At 31.9% G+C, this 23,151-nt stretch carries 15 protein-coding genes; 14 read left to right on the top strand and 1 reads right to left on the bottom strand.

Features of this window, described 5'->3' with window-relative positions; all coding sequences use genetic code 11:
* Window positions 1-52 precede the first annotated feature (52 nt).
* From OCU55_RS16235 to OCU55_RS16245, 3 genes are read left to right on the top strand one after another with little or no spacing between them, the layout of a single operon-like run.
* Window positions 53-3,037 carry a GH36-type glycosyl hydrolase domain-containing protein gene (locus OCU55_RS16235; RefSeq protein WP_261853337.1) on the top strand — a complete coding sequence of 995 codons (2,985 nt, stop codon included), beginning with the start codon at window positions 53-55 and terminating at the stop codon, window positions 3,035-3,037.
* Window positions 3,038-3,040: 3 nt separating this feature from the next.
* Entirely contained in the window at window positions 3,041-3,910 is an 870-nt protein-coding gene (locus tag OCU55_RS16240; RefSeq protein WP_261853338.1) for a glycoside hydrolase family 16 protein, read from the top strand.
* Window positions 3,911-3,934: 24 nt separating this feature from the next.
* Window positions 3,935-6,688, top strand: coding sequence for a GH36-type glycosyl hydrolase domain-containing protein (locus tag OCU55_RS16245; protein WP_261853339.1), 2,754 nt, complete (start codon window positions 3,935-3,937; stop codon window positions 6,686-6,688).
* Window positions 6,689-6,991: 303 nt separating this feature from the next.
* On the opposite strand, the gene OCU55_RS16250 is transcribed toward OCU55_RS16245, so the two are convergent.
* The gene (locus OCU55_RS16250; RefSeq protein ID WP_261853340.1) at window positions 6,992-8,218 is read right to left on the bottom strand and encodes a glycosyl hydrolase family 8; all 1,227 of its coding nucleotides are present in this window, start codon (window positions 8,216-8,218) and stop codon (window positions 6,992-6,994) included.
* A 196-nt stretch (window positions 8,219-8,414) separates the two neighbouring features.
* Here OCU55_RS16250 and OCU55_RS16255 point away from each other — a divergent pair, with 196 nt between their 5' ends.
* From OCU55_RS16255 to OCU55_RS16305, 11 genes are all read left to right on the top strand, one after another.
* Window positions 8,415-10,403 (top strand): acyltransferase family protein, encoded by a 1,989-nt coding sequence (locus tag OCU55_RS16255; protein ID WP_261853341.1) that lies wholly within the window; start codon window positions 8,415-8,417, stop codon window positions 10,401-10,403.
* Window positions 10,404-11,803: 1,400 nt separating this feature from the next.
* Entirely contained in the window at window positions 11,804-12,769 is a 966-nt protein-coding gene (locus OCU55_RS16260) for an ABC transporter permease (protein ID WP_261853342.1), read from the top strand.
* A 12-nt stretch (window positions 12,770-12,781) separates the two neighbouring features.
* On the top strand, window positions 12,782-13,726 hold the full coding sequence (opp4C, locus tag OCU55_RS16265; protein WP_261853343.1) for an oligopeptide ABC transporter permease: 945 nt from the start codon (window positions 12,782-12,784) through the stop codon (window positions 13,724-13,726).
* Between the two features lie 12 nt (window positions 13,727-13,738).
* On the top strand, window positions 13,739-14,719 hold the full coding sequence (locus OCU55_RS16270) for an ABC transporter ATP-binding protein (RefSeq protein WP_261853344.1): 981 nt from the start codon (window positions 13,739-13,741) through the stop codon (window positions 14,717-14,719).
* Between the two features lies 1 nt (window position 14,720).
* On the top strand, window positions 14,721-15,692 hold the full coding sequence (locus tag OCU55_RS16275) for an ABC transporter ATP-binding protein (RefSeq protein ID WP_261853345.1): 972 nt from the start codon (window positions 14,721-14,723) through the stop codon (window positions 15,690-15,692).
* 248 nt (window positions 15,693-15,940) lie between these two features.
* On the top strand, window positions 15,941-16,156 hold the full coding sequence (locus tag OCU55_RS16280) for a hypothetical protein (protein WP_183279890.1): 216 nt from the start codon (window positions 15,941-15,943) through the stop codon (window positions 16,154-16,156).
* Between the two features lie 173 nt (window positions 16,157-16,329).
* Window positions 16,330-17,679, top strand: a complete 1,350-nt coding sequence (locus OCU55_RS16285) for a glucose-6-phosphate isomerase (RefSeq protein WP_261853346.1) — start codon at window positions 16,330-16,332, stop codon at window positions 17,677-17,679.
* Between the two features lie 281 nt (window positions 17,680-17,960).
* Entirely contained in the window at window positions 17,961-18,404 is a 444-nt protein-coding gene (locus OCU55_RS16290) for a YaiI/YqxD family protein (protein ID WP_261853347.1), read from the top strand.
* 379 nt (window positions 18,405-18,783) lie between these two features.
* Entirely contained in the window at window positions 18,784-20,790 is a 2,007-nt protein-coding gene (locus tag OCU55_RS16295) for a triple tyrosine motif-containing protein (protein ID WP_261853348.1), read from the top strand.
* A gap of 457 nt (window positions 20,791-21,247) precedes the next feature.
* Complete coding sequence (locus tag OCU55_RS16300; RefSeq protein ID WP_261853349.1) at window positions 21,248-22,000, top strand: lytic transglycosylase domain-containing protein; 753 nt, start codon at window positions 21,248-21,250, stop codon at window positions 21,998-22,000.
* Window positions 22,001-22,072: 72 nt separating this feature from the next.
* The gene (locus OCU55_RS16305; RefSeq protein ID WP_261853350.1) at window positions 22,073-22,789 is read left to right on the top strand and encodes a 16S rRNA pseudouridine(516) synthase; all 717 of its coding nucleotides are present in this window, start codon (window positions 22,073-22,075) and stop codon (window positions 22,787-22,789) included.
* Window positions 22,790-23,151 lie beyond the last annotated feature (362 nt).

Consider the following 23,151-nt stretch of genomic DNA (forward strand, 5'->3'; position numbering starts at 1 on the left):
ACAGATAAGGTAAGTTTTAGATATTATAAATTGGTAAATTTGGAGGTACATGATGAGAGAGGTAGTAGCAAGAAAAGTAAAACAGTCAGCTGATCATAAATTAAGAGAAATATTTTCAGAGAAAATTGAAAAAGGAGCTGTTATAGATGGGATATTCTATGATAGTACTTATAAAAAGGCTGTAGGTATAACTAACTTACAAATCAAAATTCCTGTTACTCTAGAAATATTTAAGTATAGGGAAATAGCAGAGCTTTTGGATAAAGTTTTAGAAGAAAATGAATTTGTAATGATTAAGCTTACTAAAGAGATAGAGGGCACAGCTTTATTAACAAGTAAGAATGGTAAAATTACTGAAATATTGTTAGATTTTGAGCTTAGTAAAAAGATAAATGGAATAGTACAAAATATAACTTACGGTGTGGGAAGTATTAATAAAAATGGTGAACATGAAATAGATCTAAGAGCCCCTGCTCCTGGACCCCATTTCAATACAAATCTATTGTTGGGTAATAGACTCGGATTTTCCCATGCCCTTCAGACTACTCCAAAGAGTGTAGTAGACAAGGTTGGAAGAGGAAGTTTTAGAGCGCATGCAGCTACTCAAGTACTGGCTACAAGATGGGATATGCTTCAAGATGAAAATGGATTTCCTGCAAATCGTCAGTTCTACTTAGTGGAAGATGGAAAACAGATCTTTTATTCGGCAAATGTGAAAGATGAAAACATAGAAAGCGGTAAATGTGTACATGCTCAAAATTACACTAAAATTTATTATAAGACTAAATGTGGCTTAGAAATAGAAAGGCTAATCTTCTTATTACCTCAGGAAGATAATATGCCTATAGCTGTAGAAGCACAACAAATTAAAATAATAAATAATACCAGTAGAGCAAGGCAAATCAAAATAGTTTATACAGGTATGTTTGGAAGTGCTGCGCCTGGCGCATTGATGGAAGATGTTTTATATAGCAATATAATTATGCAGGCAAAGGTATACACTGATGAAGAGGGACATGTAGAGGCAATTTCTTCAGACTATTACCCTATGTATACAAAAGGAGATTATAGATTTCATACTATGATCACTCATAATGAAAATAGATCGCTACTACCTAAGGAATTTTGTACAAGTTATAGTGAGTTTGTGGGAAACGCTTCCTTGGAAAGACCTGAGGGATTATATAAACTCAGTAATAATTTGAATAGAAAAGGTCCGGGATTCTTTGCACTTAGTAGCAATTTTACTATACAAGCGTTAGATAAGGTTACTGTTGATAATTTTACAGGACTAGTTTCAAATAAAGCAAATGATGAGTTTGATGAAGATACCTTTAAAAACGAAGTGGAGAATTTAATAAATAAATATAGAGATGAAAAAGAGCTGCAAAAAGCTTTTGAGAGCAGTCAAAGTTTTATTAATAAATATAGTGGTTATCTACAAGTTATATCAGAAGACAATAATTTTGATACTTATGTTAATAAAAACCTTCCATTTCAGGTACTATATCAAACATTTGTATCTCGTTCCTTTGATCAAACTCAAAAGGGTTATAGAGAGATTGGGTTTAGAGAAATACAGGATATTTATGCATCTATGTATTATTTTATAGGTATGGGAGAAAAAGCTCTTGTAAAAAGCTTAATTAAGGAATGGGCCGAAAAAGTATTTGAATTTGGTTATGCATATCATAATTTTTTCTGGGTTGGCAAAGAGCCAGGGAAATGGTCAGATGATGGATTGTGGCTTATTCAAGCTGTATTTAGATATATAAATATAACAGGTGATATAGCATTTCTTGATGAACAATGTGAAATTGGGGGAAGTGATCCAATAAAGACAAGAAGTTTATATGATACTATGAAAGCAATTTTAAGATATTCAGGAGAAATATCAGTTGGTAAGCATGGGATACCACTACTTGACTTTGCAGATTGGAACGATTGCTTGAAACTTGATCCTGACTATATAAATGGTATAGAAAAAGAAAGAAGATATAAAGAGCAGATAACAAGAACACAAAAAGATGGAGAATCATTTGAAAGTGATTATTCTGAAAGTATTATGAATGGATTCTTATTAAAGCTAGCCTTTGAAGAAATGATTGAAATTGGAGGACACAAAGGAGATAACGAATATTGCAATAAGCTTGAAGTTGTATCTGAGAAACTTTATAACAATCTACAGCAGCATGCATGGAAGAACGATTTCTTTGCTAGAGTACTGTTTAATAGATACAAGGATGACGAGTTCACATACCTTGGAGCAAAGGGAGATAAACTTTCTGCAGACCCTAATAAAGATGGAACGTATTTTTTAAACTCCTTTAGTTGGTCTATTTTAGCTAATTGTGCCACTGAAGAGCAGATAGATATAATGCTGGATTCTATAGATGAGCATTTGAAGACTCCTTATGGAATAAAGCTTATCAGCCCTACAGACTTGGAAAAGATCGCAACAGGAACAGCAACCGGTGAATATTTCCCAGGAGATAGAGAGAATGGAGGAATATTCAAACATGCCACTATGATGGCAACCAGTGCTATGCTTAAAGCCGCTAAAAAAGTTGAAAGTAATGAATTGGCAAAGCGACTTACAGCTACAGCTTATTGGATGATCAATTTAGTTTTACCTTATAAGACCATGGAACATCCATATGTAACTTGTGGAAATCCAAGATTTTGTACCCAATATAATAATAGCGATACAGGTGAAAACATTGGACCTACGTTGAGTGGAACATCTACTTGGCTTACATTATCTTTATTTGATGCTTTCGGTATCCAATACACAGCGAGAGGTATTGAAATAGATCCAATACTTATGGAAGAGCAAAAGTTTATAAGCATTATTCTTAATACTGGTAAAGCCACATATAATATTAAAATCACAAAACCAGAGGGATTTTTCAGAATAAAGGACTCATCATGCTCTATTAAGGTTGATGATGTAGAAATTGAAGGCAATATTATTAAGATTTTTGAAGATCATAAAGAGCACAAGGTAAATATATGTTTACAATACAAGGAGTGTTAGTGTGTGAAAAATAGAAAGATATATTTAGGAATAGGTATACTATTAAGCATTACAGTAGTGATATTTATTGGAATAAATGTTATTATAAGTGAGAGAAGGGAGAAAAAGATGAACATAGATGGGAAAAATAAGGAGAATATGAAGCTAGTATTTGAAGACGATTTCAATGAGAACGGAGCACCGAATAAAGAAAAGTGGCGATATGATATTGGTGGATCAGGTTGGGGAAACGATGAAAAGCAGTGCTATACTGATGAACTTTCAAATGCTAAGGTTCAAGATGGAAAATTAATAATTACTGCAAATAAAGAGAAATATGCCTTTAATGAATATACTTCTGCGAGGCTTTTAACTAAAGATTCTTGGTGCTATGGAAGATTTGAGATTAGGGCGAAGTTACCTAAAGGGGTAGGGACTTGGCCTGCAATATGGATGATGCCTGAAAATAGTGATTATGGAGCATGGCCACAAAGTGGAGAGCTAGATATAATGGAGCATGTAGGCTTTGATCAAGGTACAATACATGCTACAGCACATTCACTAAAATATTATTGGAAGGCAAATACACAAAAAACTGCACAAATAAAGGTTGATAATGTTGACACTGAATTCCATGTATATGCTATGGAGTGGAGACCTAATAAGATAGATTTTTTTGTGGATAACCAAAAATATTTTACTACAGAATATGATCCTATTACTGACAAAGAAGAAAAGTGGAAGTCTTGGCCATATGATAAACCATTTCATTTAATATTGAACATTGCAGTTGGTGGAAGTTGGGGTGGCCAAAAGGGCATTGATGACAGTATTTTTCCACAAGCTATGGAAGTAGATTACGTGAGAGTTTATGATCTAGGGATAAAAAAATAATTACAAATTTTATTGGAGGATATTATGGTAGAAAAAATAAAAAATTCATCATGGGACTTTATTGGTAAAAATGGTGAGTTTACATTAGAAAATCCGCATAAAACTAGTGGATTGTATTTTCCTTTGGCAAATGAAAATGGAATGATGAGTTCAATAACCCCATTACTTGCAGGTGATATTAAGATTAATCAAAATGCTTTTTTAATGGAACCAGTATCAGTAAGAAACTTAAATTTTTCAGCAAATTCAAGAAACTTTTGGTTATATATAGATAAAGACGTTTCATGGTCAGCGGCAGGAAATTCCTCTGATCAAATGAGTCTTAGCTTTAAAGAACAAAGCGAAGAAAGTGTACAGCTACATGCAGGTTTTCTTTGGCAAAAAGTCATAAGAGAAAATACAAAGCTTGGAGTAAGATCAGAGATAACAAACTTTGTACCAGTTGGTAAGCATAATGTTGAGTTAATGAAAATAACAATAAAAAATATTAAGTCAGAGAACTTAAGATTTACACCTACTGCTGCTATACCAGTTTATGGGCGTTCAGCAGATAATATAAGAGATCATAGGCATGTAACATCCTTGCTTCACAGGATATATACCGATGAGTATGGAGTTCGTGTTATGCCAACTCTTACTTTTGATGAAAGAGGGCATAGGATTAATACAATTTCATATACAGTCCAAGCTGTTGAAGGAGATGGAATATTACCAGAAGGATTTTTTCCAGTAGAAGAAGATTTTATTGGAGAAGGAGGAAGTCTTCAGTATCCTGAGGCTGTTATAAAGAATCTAACAAACTATTGCAAAGAAGGAGAAGAGATAGACGGTTATGATGCAATAGGAGCAATAAGATTTAAGGAATGTGAACTAAAGCCTGGAGAAAGCAATTCATATATAGTGATTATGGGGATTAGTGAAAATAGTTCTGATTCAGAAGAATTTATAAAGGCATATGGTAGTGTGCCTAAGTTTGAAAGTGAATTAGATAATAACAAAGAATATTGGGAAAGAAAGTTATCTAATTTAAACTTTTCATCTTCTAATGAGGCTTTTGACTCATGGATGAAATGGGTAGAGCTACAACCTATTTTGAGAAGAATATATGGATGCTCATTTTTACCTCACCATGATTATGGAAGAGGGGGAAGGGGCTGGAGAGACTTATGGCAGGATTGCTTAGCACTATTGCTTCTTGAACCTGCACCTGTAAGAGAACTATTATATAATAACTTTATTGGAGTCAGATTTGATGGAAGCAATGCAACCATTATCGGAACAAAACCAGGAGAGTTTATTGCAGATAGAAACAACATCTCTAGAACTTGGATGGATCATGGTGCATGGCCATTTATAACTACAAAATTGTATTTAGACTTGAGTGGTGAATTGGAATTTTTACTTGAAGAACAAGAGTACTTTAAAGACAAGCAGTGCTTCCGTTCTAAGGCTGTAGATCATGAATGGAACGATAGTTATGGAAATAAGCAGAAAGACCATTCAGGAAAACTATATAAAGGTAGTATTCTTGAACACATTTTAATTCAGCATTTAACAGCTTTTTATAATGTAGGAATGCATAATAATATGAGACTTGAAGGTGCTGACTGGAATGATGCCTTTGATATGGCAGACGAAAAAGGAGAAAGTGTTGCATTCACTGCTTTATATGGAAGTAATCTTTTGGAGTTAAGTGAGTTGCTTCTAAATTTAAAAGATAAGTTGGAAATAGAATCTGTAGAAATTGCTAAGGAAATGTCAATTTTAATAGATACTATTTATGATTCAATAGATTATAATTCCGTTGATGAAAAAAATAAGTTATTAAGGAAGTATTTTGAGCTTTGTACTCATGATGTTTCTGGGGAAAAGATAAAAATTGATATAGACAAACTTTCCTCTGATATTAAGAAAAAAGCTGAATGGATAATGGAACATATTAAAGCTAAGGAATTAATAAAGAATTCTGAAGGCTTTGAATGGTTTAATGGCTACTATGATAATCATGGAAAAGCATTAGAAGGAGACTTTGAAACAGGTACTAGAATGACCTTGACAGGACAAGTTTTTCCGATAATGGGCGGTGTAGCTGACAAAGAGCTGATTGACAAGGTTATTAAGTCTGTAAATAGATATTTAAAGGATCCAAAGGTTGGCGGTATAAGATTAAACACTGATTTTAAGGAAGTTAAATTGAATATGGGCAGAGGTTTTGGTTTTGCCTATGGACATAAAGAAAATGGTGCTATGTTTAGTCATATGACAATTATGTATATAAACGCTCTTTACAAGAGAGGCTTTGCAAAGGAAGGGTTTGAGATTCTAGATATGATATACAACCATTGCAATGACTTTGAAAAGAGTAGGATTTTACCAGGTATACCTGAATACATTAGTCAGCGTGGCAGAGGAATGTACAACTATCTTACAGGCTCGGCAAGTTGGCTGCTACTTACAATGCTTAATGAGGTATATGGAGTAAAAGGATTTTTAGGGGATCTTATGCTTGAGCCTAAATTAGTTAAAGCACAATTTGATGGTAATAATACTGCATCAGCCTTTACTATATTTGAAGGCAAAAAGATACATGTAGAATATAAAAATGAAAGTCAATTAGAGTATGGTGAATATAGAATTGGCGCAGTTACCTTAAATGGAGAAAATTTAGAGTTAAAGCTAAAGGATGATTCATTTATTTTGGATAAAAATATCATAGATAAGCTTTTAATAAATGAAGAACACAAATTAGTTGTATGCCTGGTAGGTATTAATTCTTAAAGTATAATATCTATCTATTTGAACAGACATACTACTTCAGTCATTAGGATATTGGAAAGTCACATGAGTAAAAACACTCACTAAAGAAGGTTACTTTAGTGAGTGTTTTGTTTTTTTAGAAATCACTGAAGAAAGTCGCTCTAGAAATTTTCTTCAGCGATTAACTATTAATGGCGTATAGATGAAGCGTAGAATTTAACTACAGTTCCTGGAGTAGTTGATGGAGTTCAAAGTGTTACAGTTTGACCGTAGTTTTCTGCCTTAAAGTAGAAATTTTCCTCATAGAAGAAATATAAATTTATATCAAACATGAATCCTGTACTGATATTGTCTCTTTAACAAATTTTCGGTACTGCTAGGCGTAAACCAGTTTCCTGTAGCAACTATCATAGCCATGAGTTTAAGGGTATTTTCATAGAAGGTACATTTTTCGATAGGTTTTTCCATTAGAGTATTCCATATGTCTAATGTCCACTTATTGTTGCCTTCTTGGGTAAGTGAGCTAACTAGAAATGGAGCTATAAAGGCTAGATTATTAGTCTCTCCGAAGCTTGCACCAGGAGTTCCATTTGCGATATAGTATCCTGATTTTATATTCTTTGGGTTTTGAGTTGTTGTCTGTTTTATCCACTTATTTAATGTACTAATTTGATTGGTAACTTGGCTATTATTAAATAGTATTGGCATAGAATAGCGCCAAGGAGTCCTACAGCTGTTAGTAAAGTAATCGCCGTCATGAGGACTTTCTAGTATTTTAGTTTTTGGCGCAATGAAAGTACCACCAGATTTTACAAAGAAATCTGGCATAAGACCTGTGTTTTTGCTTTCTCTTGTCATTTGATCATCGATAATAGAAACAATTCTACCGATTACTCTTTTCCACCTGTCTGCATTTTGTGTATTGACTTTACTGAATTCTATTAGGTGATGCAGCATAAAATCTGAGCTTCTTGTAACTCCTTTAAATGTAGGACTTGGTATGCCTTGAACCCAATCTCCTAGAGTGAGAGTGTAATCAGTCTTATCAACGCAACTATCCATTAAAGTATTGATCCTATTGATAGCTTCTTGTCTATAATTGATTTTATCAACAGAACCCCAAAGTTTTTGAGCAAGAAGAAGTCCATAACTAATATCCATATCTCCATCTGTAGCAGAATCTGTTAGCTTCTCTGCATTTACAATTTTTCCATCTGCAGTTTTAATCTGTTGCCAGGCCATTAAGTTTTTATTATACACACTAGGATAGTTTTTTATGAAATTATAGATATTTGTGAAAGTATCTTTAGCTTGGGTATCAAATCTACTCATTAGTGGGAATATGACCATTGCATAGCCCATAGCTTCTGAAACAGTAACAGCATTGTTTGTGGTAGGTTGGTCCAAGGCGTAAAATAGATAATCCATTTTAGTAGGTGAGTTTTCTACAGTTCTTAAGTAGCGTTTCTTCCATAAGCTATAAAAATAAATTAAGGTATCATTTAGCTTTTCTTGAGTGTATAGATTGACTAAAGCTTTGTTGTAAATCATTGATAACCCCTCTATAAAAAATAAATACAATGTTATTATATGAAGATATGTAAAAGAAGCACTTAAATTAGAATATCTATAGAAGTATTGAAGAATTAGTTTTTTGAAATATAAGCACCATATTATAAAATAAATTACTTTTTGTGACAGAAGATTTGTATAGCATACGTATATAAGGTGTAGGGGGGAGATAGTAATGGAAAATACTAAAAAAACTTATGATAGTGTAAATATAATGAGGATGGTGTGTGCCATTTTAGTAATCGTTATACACACATCAGCATTTTATTCCTTAGGCAAGATACCAGGTGCAATTTTAAGCAATGTAATCGCAAGAATTGCAGTACCATTCTTTTTCATAACAACTGGATATTTCTTTTATGATAAATATAATAGAGAAGGGTATGTAAAGAAATATGTTAAAAGAATACTAATTTATTATTTGGGCTTTTCTGTGGCCTATACGGTTTTTGTATTTAACTATATAAAACAAAGAAATAGCACTATAGAAATAACGATTAAAAATATATTATTCAATGGGGTTTCAGGAGCTTTATGGTACTTGCCTGCTCTAATAATATCTATTTTAGTTGTGGCACTTTTATTAAAGAGGAACTGGATTAAGGCTCTAGTGATTTTGAGTATATTAGCATATACATTAGGTCTACTAGGAGATAGTTATAATGGGTTAATAACTGGAACGCCATTAGAGAGTATTGTTGAGGCGTATAACAGTATTTTTGTATATACAAGAAACGGAATATGCTTTGGAGTTCCTTTTATAACTTTGGGAGTATTAATCAATAAATATAGTTTAAATAATAAAGTAAAGAAAACTAGAATTTGGATAGGTTTATTCTCAATGTTTTTTGTCTTTGAAGCCTATTATTTAATAGCAAATAATATTCCTAGAGATAACAATATGTATATTTCACTAGTTTTGTTAGTTCCGTTTATATTTATGGGGCTTTTGAATTCAAAGAAGGTTATAAGCCAGAGGAAATCTAAGTTGTATAGAGATATGAGCCTTTGGATATATTGCATACATGAACTTTTTATGATGTTTATAATAATCAATATACCTAAAGTTGCCACAAATACTGTTATTATGTTTATCATAGTCACTGGATTAAGTATAGTGACAGCTTATATAGCGGTAAGAAAGAAAGCTCCAGAATATGAAACTTATAAGAAAAAAGAGATAACGAAAATATCAGCAGTACTAATATGTTCCATAATATTTATAGTCACTGCAAATGGAAAGCTGGTGGCAACTGAGGCTAGTGGACAAATAAATGCAGCTTTTGATCTTAAGATAGATGAGAAGGCTCCATCATCAAATATTGTTGGACCAATGTGGAAGGTATCTAAAGGAGATAGTAATTTATATATTTATGGATCCCTTGGAATAGGTACTAAAGATATGTATCCACTTAGCTCCAAGGTAGAAGATGCAGTTAAACAGTCTGAAGAGATAGTGTTAGAATTTGAATACGATAAGATAGATGGCTCTGAGAGGAACGGAATACTTATGCTAAAGTCTGGAGATTCCTTTGAGAAACATCTTTCAAAAGAAGCTTTAGTAATATATCAAGGAAAGATTAAAGAATTCAAGGCTGATTATAGTAAGATTAACAAACAAGTAAAAGCTGGATATTTGCCTCAGGATTTAATCGTAGCATATAATGCAACCTACGGAAAAGATGGACTTAGATATACTCCAGACCTATATTTTTTTGACGAGGCTAGGAAGAGTAAAAAGAATATAATCGTAATTGGTGATATGTATAAAAATCTTGAAGATCAAATTGATCTTCCTGATGAAGTTGTGGATGCACAAATGAAACTACTTAAATACTTTAATAAGGAAAGTGTAGCTAAAACTGAAATCGCATTAGAAGAATGGAAAAATGGAAATATTGATGAGGCAGATAATAAGTTAAATGACAGATACGTTGTGCCGGCTGGAGAAAGAGAAAATTTTGACAAACTAAATACAATAGTAAATAAATATAATGAGAGTATAGAAACAAAGTATATTAAGCAATATACTGAAAAAATTGATGGGTATCTTAATGACAAGAAGAAGTATTTTGTTGTTATACCAACGAACTACTTAGATGGTGGTGATGGTATAATAAAATCCTTGAAGGAAAAGGGATGTACTATTGAGCAGATAAGATAATATTATACAGTACACTTAAACTAGAATCATAGAGATTTAAGGACTGTTGTAAAACTGGTGTTTATAAAGTCTTATGAGTAAAAGCCATTTATAAAGATGTACTACTTCAATCTGAAATCTATTATTAAAACTCTCACTGAGTTAGGTGAGAGAATTTAAAAATAATAAATTTTATTACGAAGTAATGCATTCATATATAAACGGCTTTTATTTTTACAATAAGTTTTTTATGAATTTGCAACAGTCTTTCTTGGCTTCTATAAATAATATTGCCTAAGTATAAAATGAAATGAAATTTAAATTAATATAAAAATATGCCAAAGGTGCAAAGCTTAGTTATCTAGTTTATAGATAAGCGAAAGGAATTGGTATATGGCAGGTTAATTTTTTGTAAACATGTAAGACATGATACTGCATAAATGTAATAAAAATACAAAAATATTTAGGTTTATTTAACGTTAAAATAATAAATTCAATAAAAATAGAAATGCAGTATATGTAATTTGACATTTCAAAAAATCGGTAGATATTTTAAAATGTCAAATTTGAAAGAAGTTTCTCAAATACAAATTGATTCAGTGTTATCCATATGATTTTATAAGAAAAATTTAGTAAGTTATCAATAAAATATATATATTTACAAAATATTTATTAAGTAATATAATATTTAATAACAATCTGTGATAAGAAAAAAGTGTTAAATTATTTTTAATGAGAAAAAAATTTTTTTCTGTATTTCCTTATCAATGAAAGTTCAAAAAACTTTTCTGTCACTTATATAGCTAGCAATTAAGAAATTCACCAATTCCGTTTTATTAACTTAGCCTAGATATAGAAAGATAAAAGGCTATATTCATGTTAAGGGGGGCACTATAATTGAAGCTTTTCATAAAAACAAATTCTTCAAGTTCTCATATGTATTCGAACCCTTACATACTTAGAAATCTTAAAAATAAACTTCTTTAAAAAACCCAGTTAAATTTAATATTATCTCTTTTGTATAGATTAAGATAAATCTATGAAAGCGCTGACATGTAAGCTATTTGATATTAGCTCAAGGGTGAACTAATGTTTTAAATAGCTAATATTATGCAATTTATACAAAAGTAGGGTGGTATTTTGAATGTTCTTACAATTTAATTGGAATTTTAACAAAATATCCTTGGGACATGCTATATTTAACTAATAATTCTTAATTGTTGGTAAGATAAGGTGCTTAAAAGTGCTAATCTTAAAAATTTAATCTGATTATTCTATATATTTAAAAGTAGCCTCATAATTGAGTTAATTTGAGCATAGCTTTTCATTATATAGATGTAGGAAAAATTAATTTTTAGAGCGGCAAAACATAAAAATATAGCCTATTTATTTAGGAAAATAAAAAGTTTAGGGGGGGTACGATGAGACAGTACATTATAAGAAGACTACTTCAAATGATACCAACAATAGTTGGTATATCATTAATCATTTTCTTAATTTTTGCGTTAGCACCAGGTGATCCAATTACTGCTAATATGGACCCACATATGAGTGTTGAAAGAAAACAAGAATTAAGAGCAATGTATCACTTGGATCAATCAAAACCTACTCAATATTATTATTGGGTAAAAGAACTTGTAACTAAGGGAAGCCTTGGTGAAAGTATGTATTATCAAAAGCCAGTATCACAAGTAATGAAGGATTTTATACCTAATTCCTTTTACTTATCGCTTGCTTCACTTGTGTTAGGGGTTTTAATAGCGGTTCCGATAGGAGTTGTTTCGGCCACAAAACAATATTCACTGTTTGATAAGGTATTTACTATTTTTGCACTTATAGGAATATCTATTCCTTCGTTCTTCTTTGGATTATTGCTTATAAAATGGTTTGGTGTAGATTTGAAGATATTACCATTTTCAGGTATGACAACAGCAGGAAGTCATTACACTGGCTTCGGATATTTTTTAGATGTTGTAAAACATATGCTTTTACCACTTATAGTTTTAACACTTGGTTCAGTAGCAGGTTGGATGAGGTATACTCGTTCAAGTATGCTTGAAGTTATAAGACAAGACTTCATTAGAACTGCAAGAGCAAAGGGACTTAAAGAAAAGGTTGTTATATACAAACATGCTTTAAGAAATGCACTTATCCCTGTTATTACATTATTAGGTTTTTCAATCCCAGGTTTATTTTCTGGAGCAACACTTACAGAAAGTATATTCAACTGGCCTGGAATAGGACCTGTTCAACTTGCTGCAGTTAACTCAAGAGATTACTACCTTCTAATGGGTACAAACTTAATGCTTGCAATTTTAACACTCTTAGGAAACTTGCTTGCAGACGTGGCATATGCTCTAGTTGACCCAAGAATAAGATTGAAATAGGAGGTGGAATAAATGATAAAAAAAGAACCTAAGGCTAAAGAAGTTGTTAATAAAAAAGAAAAGATTGAAAGCCCTTGGAGTTTGGCTTGGAGGAATTTAAGAAAAAACAAACTTGCAATGGCTGGTTTATATATATTGTTAGCATTAATTATCTTCTCTTATATAGGCCCATGGATAGATGAGCTTATAAGAGGGGGAGGCACTACAATGCTTTGGGAAAAGTCAGATCTTCTAAATGCATTGGCAGATCCTACAGCACAGCATCCACTTGGGACAGATAATCTTGGTAGAGATGTACTTGCAAGACTTATGTATGGTGGAAGAATATCTCTTGCCGTTGGTGTTGTTGCTGTAAGTATAGAAGTTATTATTGGAACAGCACTAGGCATAATGGCTGGTTATTATGGTGGGATTATTGACTCCTTAATAATGAGATTTGTAGATATATTATTATGTTTCCCATTCTTACCACTTTTAATAATGATCGGTGCAGTTATGATGGATATGGGAATTAACCCTAAATATAAGATATATGTTGTTATGATTGTTATAGGTGTCTTGAGCTGGCCAAGTCTTGCACGTTTAGTAAGAGGACAAATTTTATCTCTTAGAGAACAAGAATTTATGCAAGCTGCAGAAGCTCTAGGTTTAAAAGATAGAAGAAAGATGTTTGTGCACTTGCTTCCAAATACTTTAGCATCTATTATAGTTACTGCAACTTTAGGAATTGGTAGTGCTATTCTTACAGAATCAGCGCTAAGCTTCTTAGGTCTTGGAGTAACACCACCAACACCTACTTGGGGTAATATGATACAAGCAGCACAGGATTCGTATGCACTTCAATTTCAACCTTGGCTTTGGATGCCGCCTGGAATATGCATATTCTTAACGGTTATGGCAATAAACCTATTTGGTGATGGATTAAGAGACGCATTAGATCCTAAGCTTAAAGTGTAGGAGGATAAAAGGATGGCTAAAAATTTAGTAGAATTTAAAAACTTAAAGACTTATTTCTACACTGGTGGTGGTATAGTTAAAGCTGTTAATGATGTTAGCTTTAATATAAGAGAAGGGGAAACTGTATGTGTTGTTGGTGAGTCAGGCTGCGGTAAATCAGTTACTGCCATGTCACTAATGAAACTAATTCCTAATCCTCCAGGAAAGATAGTTGGTGGAGAGATATTATTCAATGGAAGAGATATATTAAAGTTTACTGAAGAAGAATTAAGAAATATGAGAGGTAATGAGGTTTCAGTAATATTCCAAGAGCCTATGACATCCCTTAACCCGGTTTTTAAAATTGGAGAACAATTAACCGAGGCAATAATACTTCATCAAAAACTTTCAAAAAATGAAGCGGAAGAAAAGGCAATAGAGGTTCTAAAAATAACTGGAATCCCTAGAGCTGAGCAAATAATGAAATCATATCCTCATGAACTTTCAGGTGGAATGAGACAAAGAGTTATGATAGCTATGGCTGTTAGTTGTAATCCTAAGCTTCTTATAGCAGATGAACCTACTACAGCGCTAGATGTTACAATACAAGCTCAAATTCTTGATCTAATGAGAGATATAAAGAAAAAGCTTAATACTTCAATTATGCTTATAACACATGATCTTGGTGTAGTTGCTGAAATGGCTGATTACGTAGTTGTAATGTATGCAGGTAAGGTTATAGAAGAAGCACCAGTTGAAGAATTATTTAAGAATCCACTTCATCCATATACTCAAGGTTTGCTTAAATCAAAACCACTTCTAACTGAAGAAACAGGTGATAAGCTTTATTCAATACCAGGTCAAGTTCCTAATCCAATAGGAATGCCTGATAACTGCTATTTTAATTCAAGATGCGATAGATGTATGAATAAGTGTAAGGATAAGCAGCCAACTTTAATAAATGTAAGTCCTACACACAAGGTTTCATGCTGGCTTTACGAGGAGGGAAAATAATATGGAAGATAATGCACTATTAAAAGTTGAAAATCTAAAAAAGTATTTCCCTATTAAAGCTGGAATAATGCAAAAAACAGTTGGTAATGTTAAGGCTGTTGATGATATATCCTTTGAATTAAAAAAGGGAGAAACTTTAGGTTTAGTTGGTGAGTCAGGCTGTGGTAAATCAACTACTGGAAGAACTATATTAAGACTGCTTGAAAGATCAGAAGGAAAAGTAATATTTGAAGGTAAAGATATATTTGAATTAAGTAAGAGTGAGTTAAGATCCATAAGGCCAAAGATGCAGATGATATTCCAAGATCCTTATAGTTCTTTAAATCCAAGATTATCTGTTGGAGAGCTTGTAGGTGAGTCTTTACTTGATCACGGCATAGCTACCAAGGATGAGATTCCGGATTTAGTTGCAGAAACTCTTGAGAGAAGCGGCCTTGCAGCATATCATATGAAGAGATATCCGCATGAATTCTCAGGTGGACAAAGACAGAGAATAGGTATTGCAAGAGCACTTATATTAAATCCAAGTTTTATAGTTGCAGACGAGCCTGTTTCAGCACTTGATGTTTCAATACAGTCTCAGATTATAAATCTTATGACTGACTTGCAGCAAGAAAGAGGATTCTCTTATCTCTTTATATCTCATGATTTGAGTGTTGTTAAGCACATATCTCATAGAGTTGGCGTTATGTATCTTGGAAGCATGGTTGAGCTCGCTCCTAAAAAGGAATTATATGATAATCCGCTTCATCCATATACAAAGGCGCTTTTATCAGCAGTTCCTGTACCAGACCCAACTTTAAAGAGAGAAAGAATACTGCTTAAAGGTGATATTCCTTCACCAGCAAATCCACCATCAGGATGCAAGTTCCATACAAGATGTCCTTATGCTATGGAAAAATGCTCTAAGCAGATTCCGGTATATAAGAATGTTGGAAATGAACACTGGGTTGCTTGTCACTTAGTTGATTAATTAGAATAAAAGTCTAAGCGAAAGCTTAGGCTTTTATTATGTAAATAAAATAAATTACTGAATATAAAATAATAAATATTAAAAGAATGAATTTAAGTTGAAAATTGTACATATGCATACGAGGTAACATAAGAAATTAGATGTTTTTACAACGTTTTTCTAAAGGCGAAAAATATTATAGAAAAGATTTCTTGTACTAGCTTATTGTGGTATAATACAAAATGATAAATTAATATGAGGTGAAATTATTGTTCAAAGTTGGGAAGAAGGAAGAGAAGATACTTAGTGAAGAAGAGCAGTTTATAAAAGAAATGCAAGAACAGCAAGAGCAGGACAAACCTACTTTTAAAGACCTCTTAGCTATAATGATTGCTCAATACATAATAATACTACCAATGCTAATAATTGCAATAATTATTTTTACCCTTATAATGCTATTTATTACAAGAGTGTGGTTAAGATAAACCATACGATAACATTTTTATTTTTTATCGCTTGCCAGAATTTTCTCCCATTAGTTGAGAAAAGGCAGATGCCCAAAAAGATCACAAATTAAAGGCGCATTAGCGACTTTCAATTGCTTATAATATTAAAATATATAATATACTATTAGTCTTAAAATTTTGGAGGTAGTAATATGAAAAAGGGATTAACTTTAGATCTATCAAAGGTTGCACCTTACTTACATGAGTATGAAGTAGGATATATGGAAGACATGGTTCTTTCTGCTCATAATAAGTTACACAACAAAACAGGAGCTGGCTCAGATTTCTTAGGATGGGTTGATCTTCCTGTAAATTATGACAAAGATGAATTTGCAAGAATAAAGAAAGCTGCAGAGAAGATAAAATCTAATTCTGATGCGCTTATAGTTATAGGTATCGGTGGTTCTTACCTTGGTGCAAGAGCTGCGATTGAAATGCTTACAAATAACTTCCACAACTGTTTACCAGCTAGCAAGAGAAAAGCTCCAGCTGTATTCTATGTAGGAAATAACATAAGTTCAACATATATGGCAGAATTACTTGAGGCTGTTGATGGTCTTGATATAAGTGTAAATGTAATATCTAAATCAGGTACTACAACTGAGCCTGCAATCGCGTTCAGAGTATTTAAAGACTATATGGAAAAGAAATATGGTAAAGATGGAGCAAAGGAAAGAATATTTGCTACTACTGATAAAAGCAGAGGTGCATTAAAGTCTTTAGCTGACGCTGAAGGATACGAAACTTTTGTTATTCCTGATGATGTTGGTGGTAGATTCTCAGTTTTAACAGCAGTTGGACTTCTTCCAATAGCAGCAGCTGGAATCAACATAGATGATATAATGCAAGGAGCTGCAGATGCGAGAGAAGCTTATGCAAGTACTTCTTTAGCTGACAATGATTGCTACAAATACGCAGCAGTTAGAAATGCTCTTTACAACAAAGGTAAATCAATAGAAATACTAGTTAACTACGAGCCATCAGTTCATTTCTTCAATGAATGGTGGAAACAATTATACGGAGAATCAGAAGGAAAAGACAACAAGGGAATATTCCCAGCAGCAGTTGACTTCTCAACAGATCTTCACTCTATGGGTCAATACATCCAAGATGGAAGAAGAGATATATTTGAAACAGTTATAAGCGTAGAAAAGGCTAAGAAAGAAATAACTATAGAAGCTACTCAAGATAATGTAGATGGATTAAACTTCGTAGCAGGAAAAACTATGGATTTCGTAAACAAGAAAGCTTTCCAAGGTACTGTATTAGCTCATAATGATGGTGGAGTTCCTAACGTTATAGTTAATGTTCCAGAACTTTCAGCATACTACTTTGGTCAATTAGTATACTTCTTTGAAAAAGCATGTGGTATAAGTGGTCATTTATTAGGAATAAACCCATTTGACCAACCAGGTGTTGAAGCATACAAGAAAAATATGTTTGCTCTACTTGGAAAACCTGGCTTTGAAGATTTAAAGAAAGAACTTGAAGGCAGATTATAATTTTTTTAGGAAACTCAGCATTAGTGCTGAGTTTCTATTAATTTCAACAATATTCTTAAATGTATCTTTTTATGGATTCATCAAAAGAGTATAATGGAACCACTTTAATTGAAATAATAATATTGAGTATGATATTAAAGGGAATACTCAGTATAGATAGACCAATCTTAAATAAGTGATTATTTCTCATTAATGGTTGGTAGAAGCAATAACGGAGTTTTGTTGACAAGAGGTGGAGTATTTATATATTCAGCATTAAAAAAAATAAGAAGGAGAAAAGTATGAAAGTAATCGTAGATGGTGATGGCTGTCCAGGTAAAACATATATAGAAAAAGCAGCTAAAGAGTATAATATAGAAGTTGATATATATTGCGATATGCATCATTTAATATCATCAGATTATAGTAGGGTTGTTATTGTGGAGAGTGGGTTTCAAAGTGTGGATATGTATATAATAAACAATGCTAAAAAAGGTGATATAATAATAACTCAAGATTATGGAGTAGCTGCTATGGTTCTTGGAAGAGGTTGCTATGCACTTAATCCTAAAGGAAGTATATACGACGATAAAAATATTGATAGGTTGCTTTTTGAAAGGCATATATCTCAAAAAGTTAGAAGAAGTGGTGGAAGAACTGGAACCCATAAAAAAAGAACTGAAGAAGATGATTTAAAACTATATACATCTTTAAAAAGGTTAATAGAAAAAGGCTTGGAAGGTTGATAATATACCTTGCAAGCCTTTTATTTTACAACTAAATTAATGATTAATATATCAATTATAGATAATATTGGAATCTTTAACTTGTTATTTAATACTCTATGTCTTATCATAAAAAGTAAGAGTTTTCTGAAATATGTTAAAAATGGACAAATTTAAGATAATAAATGTATAAAATGGAACAATGGTTTTACAATTAATGGAAAGTGTAATATAATTATTTTTATATAGTAATTCATAAATATAGACAAAGGTATTGATATTAAAAATGCTTTTACTGAAAATAGGGCATTTAACTAAATCAGTTATAGGAAAATTAGATACCTAAGATTGGGGTATATACCAAAGGGTGAAAATAATAAACAAGAGGTGCTGAGATTTTATGGAAGAGTTAGTTCTGGTATTTGACAAAAATAGTCCTCAAGAAAAAGATGCTGCAATAAACATAAGTATAGGTAATTATTCAGGTGAAGAGTATTTTTTTAAGTTTTTAGTGGGAAAAGATGGTATATGGGATGAGATTAAGGATTTTTCCAAAGATACTAGCTGTACTTGGATGCCCAAAAATGATGGTAAGTATTTTATAATGGTACAAGTTAAAAAAGAAGGGTCAAAAAAGCCTTTTGATTTTATAGTAAGGGCCGATTTTCTCATTGGTGAAAAACCAGAAAATCTCATTAAAGATGTATATATAGAAAGTGAAGAAATTGAAATAGGAAAAAAGATAACTATCCAGGTTGAAACTAATAGTGCTCCATCTATGTATAAATATTGGATTAGTGGAAAAGATGGTTGGGAACTTATAAAAGATTATTGCACAGAAAATACCTTGTCTTTCACTGCCACTGAAGTGGGTAAGCATGATATATTGGTTGAATGCAAGGTGCCTGAGTCAAAAGATAATTTTGATGACTTTAAGACAGTATCTTTTAGAGTTAAAGATATAGCAAGACCTGAAATTGTGGATTTTAAATGTCTTACTAGTGATCTACTTGTTGAAGAAGAACTAATATTTCAAGTATATACAAGGCAAGATGATACTAGAACAACTTTATATAAATTTTTAAAGATTAATCCAGAGGGTAAGACGGTTTGCATACAAGATTATTCTTCAAGGAGAATGGTAAGCTTTTGTGAAAAAGTGCCTGGAAGTTATAAAATACTATGTTTAGCGAGAGATATGTATTCAGAAAGAGAATATGACGATAGGGCTATAATGGTGTATGAGGTAAAGCCGTATAACGTTATAAATATAAAAACCTTTACTACTGATCTTAACTCCCCTCAAGCAGAAGGAAGTAAGATTTTACTTAGAGCTGTAGTTGAAGGTGGAAAGCATCTGCTATATAAGTTCAAGATTGATGGTAACTATGGTGAAGATTCAGGATATATAAGGACAAGCAGTTTTCTATGGGAACCTAAATATGAAGGTCAATACAGAATTACATTGTTTGTTAGGGATGAATCTTTTACAGGTGACTATGAAGATAAGAAAAGCCTAGAGTTCTTTGTGGAGAAGAAAAGACAAAAGGTCGTAAAAATAACAGATGTAGTTGTGGATAGAAATAATCACTATGTAATAAATGAGCCGATAAATATAAAGGTTATAACAGAAGGTGGTATAGATCCAAAATATAGTTTTGTAGTTTATAAAGATAAAAAAGAAAAAGAAAGAGTAAGCTATGGAAATGCTAACTGGGTTAATTTCACACCGGAGGTTTCTGGGGAATACGAACTTGAAATTAAGGTGAAAGATAAATATTCAGACAAAGAATATGATAGTCATCAATTTATGTATTTTAATGTTAAAGAGTACATTGAAGGTAATATAGATTATGTGCTATTACCATCTAAAGAGTATTATCTTATAGATGATGATGTTGAATTTGAGGTAATAAGCCAAAATACTAAGGATACCTTAGTAAAGTACGCTATATTAATTGATGGGCATACAGTTGAAGAAACGAATTTTATAAATAACAAAAAGTTTACCTTTAAGCCAAAAAGAGCTGGTAAGTATATAGTAGAAATGTACGCAAAAAATAAGAAGTGTATCGAAGGGTTTGATAGCAAAAAATCCATTACCATTTATGTAAATGAAGCGCCGCCGGTAACTGGAACCAAAATACTATGCAATAAAACCTCTTATAAGATTAGTGATGAGATAAACATCAATGTGGAAAGCTGTGGTGGAAAAGAGGTTTGTTATGAGTTCTACCTAATGGAAAAAGGAAATTGGATATTGGTACAGAAATATTCAAGAAAAAGTTATTATACTTTGATGCCATTTATAGAAGGCTCATACAGAGTTTTAGTTCTTTCGAAAAGTTATTATAGGAAATGTGCTTATGAAGACTATGACATTGTTGAATTTAAAGTTGAAGAATAAAATTTAAGTCAGGCTCCTATCATTTGATTTTGATAGGAGCCTTATTTGTTCATTTGAACAGATATTTGAGCTGAAATAATTGGAGTTACCTTCATACAATTATAAATTTTTATATTTATAAAAATATAACTTTATAACTATTTATAATTTTATATTCTTTTAAATATAAAAATAAAACTTTTTAAAATTAAAAGAATATAAAAATTTATAGTAAACATGGATGTTTGAAGCTATATAAGAATAACTACATATCAAAAGTTAATAATATAAATGAAAGTAAAATATTAAAATTAAGTGATAATGTTAAATATAAAAAATAAAAAAGCGATAATATACAAAATAATCTCTAAAGTGATAAAATAATTATAGCGATAATAAGAAGGATGGGTATTTTTGTTTTTATCATAAATTTTTTACATATAAAACAATATACAATTAAGCTTTAGGATGTGAGTTAATGAAAATAGATAATACAGAACAGATGTTAGGAGTTCAGATGCTTTCTACATATATGAAACAGGCAATGGGAAATTCTCCAGCCTTTGATATGGTTATGGAAAGTCTTATGAAGAATCTTACAGAAGACAACAGTAGCAGCAATATATTAAATGCATTAACTGGTGGTACTTCTGATAATGGAAATGCAGTAGATCAAAATGTTTTAGCTGGGACTGATCTTAGTAAATTAGGGCAAACTTCTGTTGATAGTTATGATGGTGATAAGCAGTTGGATTTAAATAATTTAAACCCTTATTCAAATGCAGTTTTGAAGTTAACCTCTAAGGGTTCAAGTACAAGTGGCACTAATATGGCTAGAATTGATAATGCTGTAGCATCGGCTTCTCAAAAATATGGAGTTAATCAAGATTTGATAAGAGCAATAATAAAGCAAGAGTCTGGATTTAATCCTTATTCTGTCTCAGGTGCTGGAGCTACAGGTATCATGCAGATTATGCCTGAAAATTTTAGTGGATTAGGAATTACAGATCCTTTTAATATAGAGCAGAATATAAATGGTGGTACACAGCTTCTAAAAGGATATTTGGATAAGTATAATGGAAATACAGAAATGGCTTTAGCAGCATATAATGGTGGTCCAGGGACTATGCAAAGAAGAGGTGTAGGGTCGTCAAGCGAAATATATAAAATGCCTCGTGAAACAGTAAATTATGTAGGTAGCGTAATGAATTATTTTAGAAATGGTGTATAATAAGAAGGCTGTACTTTTGGGTGCAGTCTTTTAAGTTAGCCAATTGCAATATATTGAAAAAGGAGTGTTATTTTGGAGAGACTTGATAAAATTCTTTCAAATTTAGGTTATGGTTCAAGAAAAGAGATAAAGGCATTAGTAAAAGCTGGTGGAGTAGTTGTAGATGATAAGGTTGTTAAGGACAACGGACTACAGCTAGATCCAGAAAAATCAAAGATAGTTATTAATGGTGAAGAAATATTCTATAGAAAATACATATATTTAATGATGAATAAGCCAGATGGTGTAATCTCTGCAACTTTTGATAATAGGGATGAGACTGTTATCGATCTTCTTTATATAGAACATCAGGCTTTTGAACCTTTTCCGGTAGGTAGACTTGATAAGGATACGGTAGGACTTTTACTTATAACCAATGATGGGGAACTTAATCACAAGCTTATATCCCCTAAATGGCATGTTGATAAGGTGTATTATGCTGAGATTGATAAGGCTGTTAATGAACAAGATATAAAAGCTTTTGAAAAAGGCATAGTACTTGATGACGGATATGAATGCATGAGTGCTAAGCTTGAGATAGAGGAATCTACAGAAGAAGGTTCTAAGGTGTTGGTCACTGTGCAAGAGGGAAAGTATCATCAGGTAAAGAGAATGTTTGAGGCAGTAGGGAAAAAGGTAGTATATCTTAGAAGAATAAAGTTTGGAAACTTACCATTGGATGAAAGTTTAAAAGAAGGCGAATATAGAGAATTGACAGAAGAAGAGTTAAATGTGTTAATAAATTGCTAAAATATGAAATTTTTTCATTCATAGTAATATATTATTTACAATATTTTTTTCAAAATAGACTTGCTTTTTAAAAAGCAATTATATATAATAATTCTGCAAGGATAAATAAAAGGAATAAATAGCCCCCTTTTTATTTATTGCTTATTGCTGAAGCGCAACCTAGCCCCAAGGGTTGCGTTTTTTTATTTTTTAGAAAATTATAATTCAATGAGATCTGTAGATAGTTATACCAACAGATTTAAGACATAATACAAGTTAAAGAATAAAAAAGAAGAATATGTTGTCTGCCAAATTTTCCTCGTATGCATTTGGAAAGGCAGATGTGCAAAAAATCACATAATAAAGTCGCTTCAGCGATTTTT

It is taken from the genome of Clostridium folliculivorans (assembly GCF_024341905.1).
GTDB lineage: Bacteria > Bacillota > Clostridia > Clostridiales > Clostridiaceae > Clostridium_AR > Clostridium_AR folliculivorans.

Excerpts from the sequence above, each read along its gene's own strand:
- OCU55_RS16235 (WP_261853337.1), top strand. The coding sequence starts at position 53 with ATGAGAGAGGTAGTAGCAAGAAAAGTAAAACAGTCAGCTGATCATAAA.
- OCU55_RS16245 (WP_261853339.1), top strand. The coding sequence starts at position 3,935 with ATGGTAGAAAAAATAAAAAATTCATCATGGGACTTTATTGGTAAAAAT.
- OCU55_RS16250 (WP_261853340.1), bottom strand. The coding sequence starts at position 8,218 with ATGATTTACAACAAAGCTTTAGTCAATCTATACACTCAAGAAAAGCTA.
- OCU55_RS16255 (WP_261853341.1), top strand. The coding sequence starts at position 8,415 with ATGGAAAATACTAAAAAAACTTATGATAGTGTAAATATAATGAGGATG.
- OCU55_RS16260 (WP_261853342.1), top strand. The coding sequence starts at position 11,804 with ATGAGACAGTACATTATAAGAAGACTACTTCAAATGATACCAACAATA.
- opp4C (WP_261853343.1), top strand. The coding sequence starts at position 12,782 with ATGATAAAAAAAGAACCTAAGGCTAAAGAAGTTGTTAATAAAAAAGAA.
- OCU55_RS16270 (WP_261853344.1), top strand. The coding sequence starts at position 13,739 with ATGGCTAAAAATTTAGTAGAATTTAAAAACTTAAAGACTTATTTCTAC.
- OCU55_RS16275 (WP_261853345.1), top strand. The coding sequence starts at position 14,721 with ATGGAAGATAATGCACTATTAAAAGTTGAAAATCTAAAAAAGTATTTC.
- OCU55_RS16285 (WP_261853346.1), top strand. The coding sequence starts at position 16,330 with ATGAAAAAGGGATTAACTTTAGATCTATCAAAGGTTGCACCTTACTTA.
- OCU55_RS16290 (WP_261853347.1), top strand. The coding sequence starts at position 17,961 with ATGAAAGTAATCGTAGATGGTGATGGCTGTCCAGGTAAAACATATATA.
- OCU55_RS16295 (WP_261853348.1), top strand. The coding sequence starts at position 18,784 with ATGGAAGAGTTAGTTCTGGTATTTGACAAAAATAGTCCTCAAGAAAAA.
- OCU55_RS16300 (WP_261853349.1), top strand. The coding sequence starts at position 21,248 with ATGAAAATAGATAATACAGAACAGATGTTAGGAGTTCAGATGCTTTCT.